Origin of the sequence: Methylobacterium crusticola (assembly GCF_003574465.1) — a bacterium.
Taxonomy (GTDB): Bacteria; Pseudomonadota; Alphaproteobacteria; order Rhizobiales; family Beijerinckiaceae; genus Methylobacterium; species Methylobacterium crusticola.
On the sequence record NZ_QOWC01000331.1, the window covers coordinates 1 to 5838 of the forward strand.

A 5838-nucleotide genomic window follows, 5' to 3' on the forward strand; every position below is an offset into this window, starting at 1 on the left:
CCGCCCGCACCGCGTTCCCTTTTGATCCCCGGAGGGAACCGTCGCCACGATGCTTAGCAGCAAGGGGAAACGCCGGTCAATCCGGCCCCCGGCCGTCGCGCCCGCGGGCGCCGGGGCCGCCGCCGGGGCCGCGGGCCGCGGCTTCCACAACCGGTCCGATCAATTCCGGATCGACGCCGCCGCGGCGGGCTGACATACAGGCGCCCGCGGTCGCTCGGGCCGCGGCGCTGCTGGTCCGGAGACCCTCGATGTCGTTTCGCTCACGCGTTGCCGGTGCGGCCGGTCTCGCCCTGTCGCTGGCGCTCGCCGCGCCGGCTCCGGCGCAGGACGCGCCCGGCCCGATCAAGGTCGGCGTGCTCAGCGACATGAGCGGACCCTTCGCCGACCAGGCCGGGATCGGCTCCGTGACCGCCGCCCAGCTCGCCGCGGAGGACTTCGCCAAGGAGGCCGGCGACCTCAAGGTCGAGATCGTCTCGGCGGACCACCAGAACAAGCCCGATATCGGCCTCGCCACCGCCCGGCGCTGGCTCGACCAGGAGGGCGTCTCGACCATCGTCGACCTGCCGAACTCGGCCGTGGCGCTGGCGGTCGCCAACCTGATGCGGGAGCGCCACCGGGTCGCCCTGGCGTCGAGCGCGCTCACCTCGGACATGACCGGCAAGGCCTGCGCCCCCACGACGGTGCAGTGGGTCTCGGACACCTGGGCGCAGGGGTCGGCCACCGCCCGCGCCATCGCGGGCCGCGGGCTGAAATCCTGGTACTTCCTCACCGTCGACTACGCCCTCGGCCACGCCCTCGAGCGCGACGCGACGATCGCCCTCAAGGCCGCCGGCGGCACCGTCAAGGGATCGACCAAGCACCCCCTCAACGCCGGCGACTTCGCCTCGCCGCTGCTCTCCGCGCAAGGGGCGGGCGCCCAGGTGCTGGCGCTCGCCGACACCGGCGCCGACATGATCAACGCGGTCAAGCAGGCGGCCGAGTTCGGGCTGATGCCGGAGATGCGGGTCGCCGCCCTGTTCATCCAGCTCTCGGACGTCCACGCCCTCGGCCTCAAGGCGGCGCAGGGCCTGCAATTCGCAAGCGCCTTCTACTGGGACCGCACGGACGGCACCCGCGCCTTCGCCAAGCGCTTCGGCGAGCGCATGAACGGCCGCATGCCGACCGAGAACCACGCCGGGGTCTACTCGGCCACCCTGGCCTACCTGCGGGCGGTGCGCGACACCGGCACGATCGAGGGCGAGAAGGTGGTGGCGGCGCTGCGCGAGAAGCCCATCGCCGATCCGCTCTTCGGCAGCGTCACGGTGCGCCAGGACGGCCGGGCGGTCCACGACCTGTTCCTGTTCGAGGTCAAGGCGCCGGCGGACAGCAAGGGCCCCTACGACTACTACAAGCTGCTCGCCACCGTGCCGGGCGACCAGGCGTTCCGGCCCCTGGCGGACGGCGGCTGCCCGCTGGTGAAGTAGGGGAACGCGAGGCGCCCGGCCCGGGGCGCGCGCCCGCACGAGGCGCACGCCCGCACGAGGGGTCCTCAGCCCCGCGCGGCGACCCCTGCTCGGCGCACCCTTGCGCGGGGCGCGGGCGCGCGACGGGGCCGGGGGGCCGCGCCCCGGGCGCCGCTCCCGCCGGGGCCGACCGTCCCGGCCCGCCCGACGGCGGGGAGGCACGTCGCCACGCAGACCTGCGCGCTCGCCTTCGCGGACGTGCGCTTCGCCTGCGTCCCCGACGACCACGACGGCGGCAGCATCGTGCGGGCGGAGGGCGCCAGCGCCCGCGCGGAGAACGACCCGGGCGAGGTCCGGGCGGTGCGCGGCCTCAACCCTCGACCCCGAGGTGGCCCGGGACGCCGAGGTGGTCTTCTGGTGCGCCGGGCCCGCCGGCGACTTGATCGACGCGAGCGGCCGGCCCTACACCTGCGCGGTGCGCCGGCCCGGCTGCCGCCGGGGCCGGGTCCCCCCGTCGCGATCATCCGAGGCACCGTGAGCGGCCGAACGCCCCCCGAGACCCGCGCCGCCTACCGGCGCTTCGTCCCCATCGGCACGCGCTGGGCCGACAACGACGTCTACGGCCACGTCAACAACGTGGTCTACTACGCCTTCTTTGACACCGCCGTGAACCAGGTGCTGATCGAGGACGGCGCCCTCGACATCGCGCGGAGCCCGGTGATCGGCCTCGTGGTCGAGACCGGCTGCCGCTACTTCCGCTCCATGGCCTTCCCGGACCGCGTCACGGCGGGGATCCGGGTCGCGCACCGCGGCACCTCGAGCGTGCGCTACGAGGTCGGGCTGTTCCGCAACGACGACGACGAGGCCGCCGCGCAGGGGCACTTCGTCCACGTCTACGTCGACCGCGCGAGCCAGCGCCCGGTGCCGCTGCCCGAGGCGCTGCGGCGGGTGCTGGACCCCCTGGCGGTGTGAGCGCCGCGCCCGGGATGGCCTTCGAGACCGACCTGCCGGGCTTCCTGCGCGGGATCCCGCCGCAGCTCCGGCCCGGCGCCTGCGTGTGCGTGACGCTCGCGCCCGGCGCCGCCGCGCCGGAGGGCGTCGCGCCAGAGGGCGCCGCGCCGGTCACGACCGTCCGCGAGGCCGAGAGGACGACACTGATCACGCCCGCGGTCCCGTCGTCGCTCCTGGCGGTGGAGTTCCTGGCGGTTGGGGTTCCTGGCCGCCGCCGCGGCGCGGCTCGCCGGCGCCGGCATCGCCGTCAACCCGGTCCCGGCCCACTACGACTACCTTTTCTTCCCGTCCTGGCGGGCCGAGGAGGCGCTGGGCCTCCCGGAGGACCTCGCGGGCGGGTGAGGAGCCGGCCTCAGGCGCCCGATCCGGCCGCCTTCCGGCGCGGCTCCGAACCGGGCTCGGCCTCCATCACCGCCGCGGTCTCCGGGCCGGTCTCGCCCGGCTCGCCGAGGGGCGCCCGGATGGTGCAGACGACGCCCTCGGGCGGGAAGCGCAGCGTCACGGTGCCGTCGAGCTCCCGGGCCAGGCTGCGCTCGATCAGGCGCGAGCCGAACCCCGTGCGGGTCGGCGGCGCCACCGGCGGCCCGCCGTGCTCGCTCCAGCGCAGGCACAGGTCGCCCGCCTCGACCTGCCAGGCGATGGCGACCTGCCCGCCCGGGACCGAGAGCGCGCCGTACTTGGCCGCGTTGGTGGCGAGCTCGTGCAGCGCCATCGCGATGGACAGGGCGATCCGGGGCGGCAGGCGCACGGGAGGGCCCGCCACGGCGAAGCGCGGCCGCGGCCCCGGCGCGTCGAGGGCCGCGACCGCGTCCGTCACCACCTCGGCGAGCTCGGCGCCCTCCCAGCTCTCGCGCGTGAGCACGTCGTGGGCGCGGGCGAGGGCGATCAGGCGGGCCTCGAAGGCTGCCTTGGCGGCGTCCGCCTCCGGGCCGCGCAGGGCGCGCAGGCTCTGCATCGAGATCGACTGGACGGTGGCGAGCGTGTTCTTGACCCGGTGGTTGAGCTCGTGGACCAGGAGCCGCAGGTGCTCCTCGGCCCGCTTGCGGTCCGTCACCTCCTGGTGGATGCCGATGACCCGGATCGGCCGGCCCGCCGCGTCGCGCTGCGCCATCGCCTGGGCGCTGACCCAGCGCAGGGCGCCGCCCGCCGGCCGCACCCGGAACTCGGCCCGGTACTCGCCGTCCCCGGCCAGGAGGGCCGCGAAGGCGGTCTCGGTGCGGGCCCGGTCCTCCGGGTGCACGATCCGGATCCAGGTCTCGCGGGACAGGGGCGCGGTCCCGAGGATCTCCGCCGAGCGGGCCGAGAGCCGGTGCTGCCCGGTGGCGAGGTCGATCTCCCAGGTGCCCAGCCGGCCGGCCGCGAGGGCCAGCCGCAGGCGCTCCTCGCTCGCGCGCAGGGCCGCCTCGGCGAGCTTGCCCTCCGTGATGTCGACGTTGCAGCCGGTGTAGCCGAGGAAGCGGTTCTGGTCGTCGAGGCGGGGCACGCCCTCGCAGAGGAGCCAGCGGACCTCGCCGCGCTTGTCGCGCACCCGGGTCTCGGCCCGGAAGGGCCGGCGGGCCGCGAAGGCGTCCCGGAAGACGGCCTCGAAGGCCGGGAGGTCGTCCGGGTGAACGATCTCGCGCCAGCGCTCGCCCGCCAGCGTCTCGGCCGAGCGCCCGAACAGGTAGCCGTAATGCAGGTTCACGAAGGTGATCTCGCCCTCCGCGTCCGTCATCCAGATCAGGGCCGGGGCCGAATCCGCCATGTGGCGGAAGCGCGCCTCGCTCTCGCGCAGGGCCGCGAGGCCCCGGCTCTGCTCGGCGAGCGCCCGGTCGCGCTCGGCGATGCGCCGGCGCAGGCGCTCCGAGGCGTCGGCCAGCACGTCGCCGAGCTGGCGGATCTCGCGGATCGGCGTCGAGACCCGCGGCACCGGCTGGCCCGACGCCAGCGCCCCGCCGGCGGCGGCGAGCTGGCCGAGCGGCTCGGCCACCCGCGCCCAGAGCCGCACCGCCAGGACCGAGGACACCGCGAGGGCGAGCAGGCCAAAGCCCCCGAACGCCAGCACCCAGCGCTGGAGCGGGGCCTCGACGGTCTTCTTCGGGATGCTGGCCCCGACGGTCCAGCCGGTGATCCGGGTCCGGGTCTCGACGAACAGCACCGGCCGGCGCTGGCGGTCGAGGCCCTCCCAGATGCTCTCGCTGCCCGCCGGGCGCCCCCGCAGGGCGGACAGCATCGGCTGGCCGGCGAGGGCCGCGTGGTCCTCCGAGCGGGCGAGCAGGATGCCGGCGCGGTCGACGATCCCGGTGACCCAGCCGGGCGCCGGGTCGTGCGCCAGGATCTGGTGCAGGCGCGCGACCGGCACCGTCAGGCTGAGGATGGAGGCCACCGCGCCGTCGGCCGTCACCGGCACCGCGACCGCGTAGGTCGGGGGCTGCCCGGCCGGTCCCGCCTGCGCCCCGGTGACCAGCGGCCGGCGCGAGGCGACGATCTCGGCGTCGTAGGGCTGCGGGTCGAGGGGCAGGGGCGCGCCCGCCGGCAGGGCCGTGTTGACGATCTGGGTGCCGTCGGGCCGCCGCAGCGCCAGGTTGAGGCCGGTGGTGTCCTGCACCGCCCGGGCCTGCCGCTCGAAGCCCTCGAAGCCGCCCTCGCGCAGGCGCGGCGTGCTGGCGAGGGTCTGGAGCACCGAGACCAGCCCGGCGATGTCCCGGTCGATCGTGAGCGCGATGCCGCGCACGCTCTCGCGGGCGTCCTGCTCGAAGCGGGTGCGCTCGAGGGCGGCGTAGCGGCCGAGCAGCACGGCGGTGAAGATCAGGCCCGGCCCGATCAGCGCGATCGCGAGGGCGACGAGGTAGACCTTGGTCGAGAGCCCGTCCTGCCGCAGGGCGTTCAGCCGGCGCCGGATCACGATCGCGCCCCGCCGTCGCGGGGCCTGCCCTTCGCCATCGCGGATCAGCCCCGGTCGATGTGGCCGAGGTCGCGTCCCGGCTCGACGCGATCGCGCACCCGCTGCTTCAGGGTCTTGATGTCGGGGAACCCGCCGTCGCGCTTGCGCTCCCAGATCAGCGCCCCGCCGCAGGTGATCGCGAACGCCCCCCCGCGGCCGGGGATCAGCGCGACCTCGCCGAGGTCGTCCTTGAAGGTCGAGAGCAGCTCCTGCGCCATCCAGCCGGCCCGCAGGAGCCAGCCGCACTGCGTGCAGTAGGTGATGGCCACCTTGGGCTTCGCGGCGTCGGCGTCCGGGAGGGGGGCGGCTTCGCTCATGCTGGCGCGACTCCGTCCCGATCGGGCGCGGTTGTCAACTGTGTCGGTGCCCTCCGGTCCCGGGGAGCGGGCCTTGCGCGACGATCCCGCGCGGTCGGCCGAGCCGGCGCGGCGCCCGCGGGCGGCGTGCCGGCGCGCCGGGTCC

The 5838-nt window shown here is 75.9% G+C and carries 5 protein-coding genes; 3 read left to right on the forward strand and 2 right to left on the reverse strand.

Translation table 11 applies throughout. From position 1 onward, the window contains the following. Window positions 1–248: 248 nt before the first annotated feature. The 3 genes from DT057_RS33705 to DT057_RS37110 all read left to right on the forward strand — a co-directional run bounded on the left by DT057_RS33705 (window position 249) and on the right by DT057_RS37110 (window position 2795). Window positions 249–1463 carry an ABC transporter substrate-binding protein gene (locus DT057_RS33705; RefSeq protein WP_128566367.1) on the forward strand — a complete coding sequence of 405 codons (1215 nt, stop codon included), beginning with the start codon at window positions 249–251 and terminating at the stop codon, window positions 1461–1463. A 513-nt stretch (window positions 1464–1976) separates the two neighbouring features. After that, window positions 1977–2414: an acyl-CoA thioesterase gene (locus tag DT057_RS33710; protein WP_128566368.1), complete on the forward strand. Its 438-nt coding sequence runs from the start codon at window positions 1977–1979 to the stop codon at window positions 2412–2414. Between the two features lie 234 nt (window positions 2415–2648). Next, window positions 2649–2795: a hypothetical protein gene (locus DT057_RS37110; RefSeq protein WP_238313412.1), complete on the forward strand. Its 147-nt coding sequence runs from the start codon at window positions 2649–2651 to the stop codon at window positions 2793–2795. A gap of 10 nt (window positions 2796–2805) precedes the next feature. On the opposite strand, the gene DT057_RS33720 is transcribed toward DT057_RS37110, so the two are convergent. Together DT057_RS33720 and DT057_RS33725 are read right to left on the reverse strand one after the other, a co-directional pair. After that, window positions 2806–5337, reverse strand: coding sequence for a sensor histidine kinase (locus DT057_RS33720; RefSeq protein ID WP_128566369.1), 2532 nt, complete (start codon window positions 5335–5337; stop codon window positions 2806–2808). 44 nt (window positions 5338–5381) lie between these two features. After that, a complete protein-coding gene (locus tag DT057_RS33725; RefSeq protein WP_128566370.1) occupies window positions 5382–5693 on the reverse strand; it encodes an Rdx family protein in 312 nt (103 codons plus the stop codon). Window positions 5694–5838 lie beyond the last annotated feature (145 nt).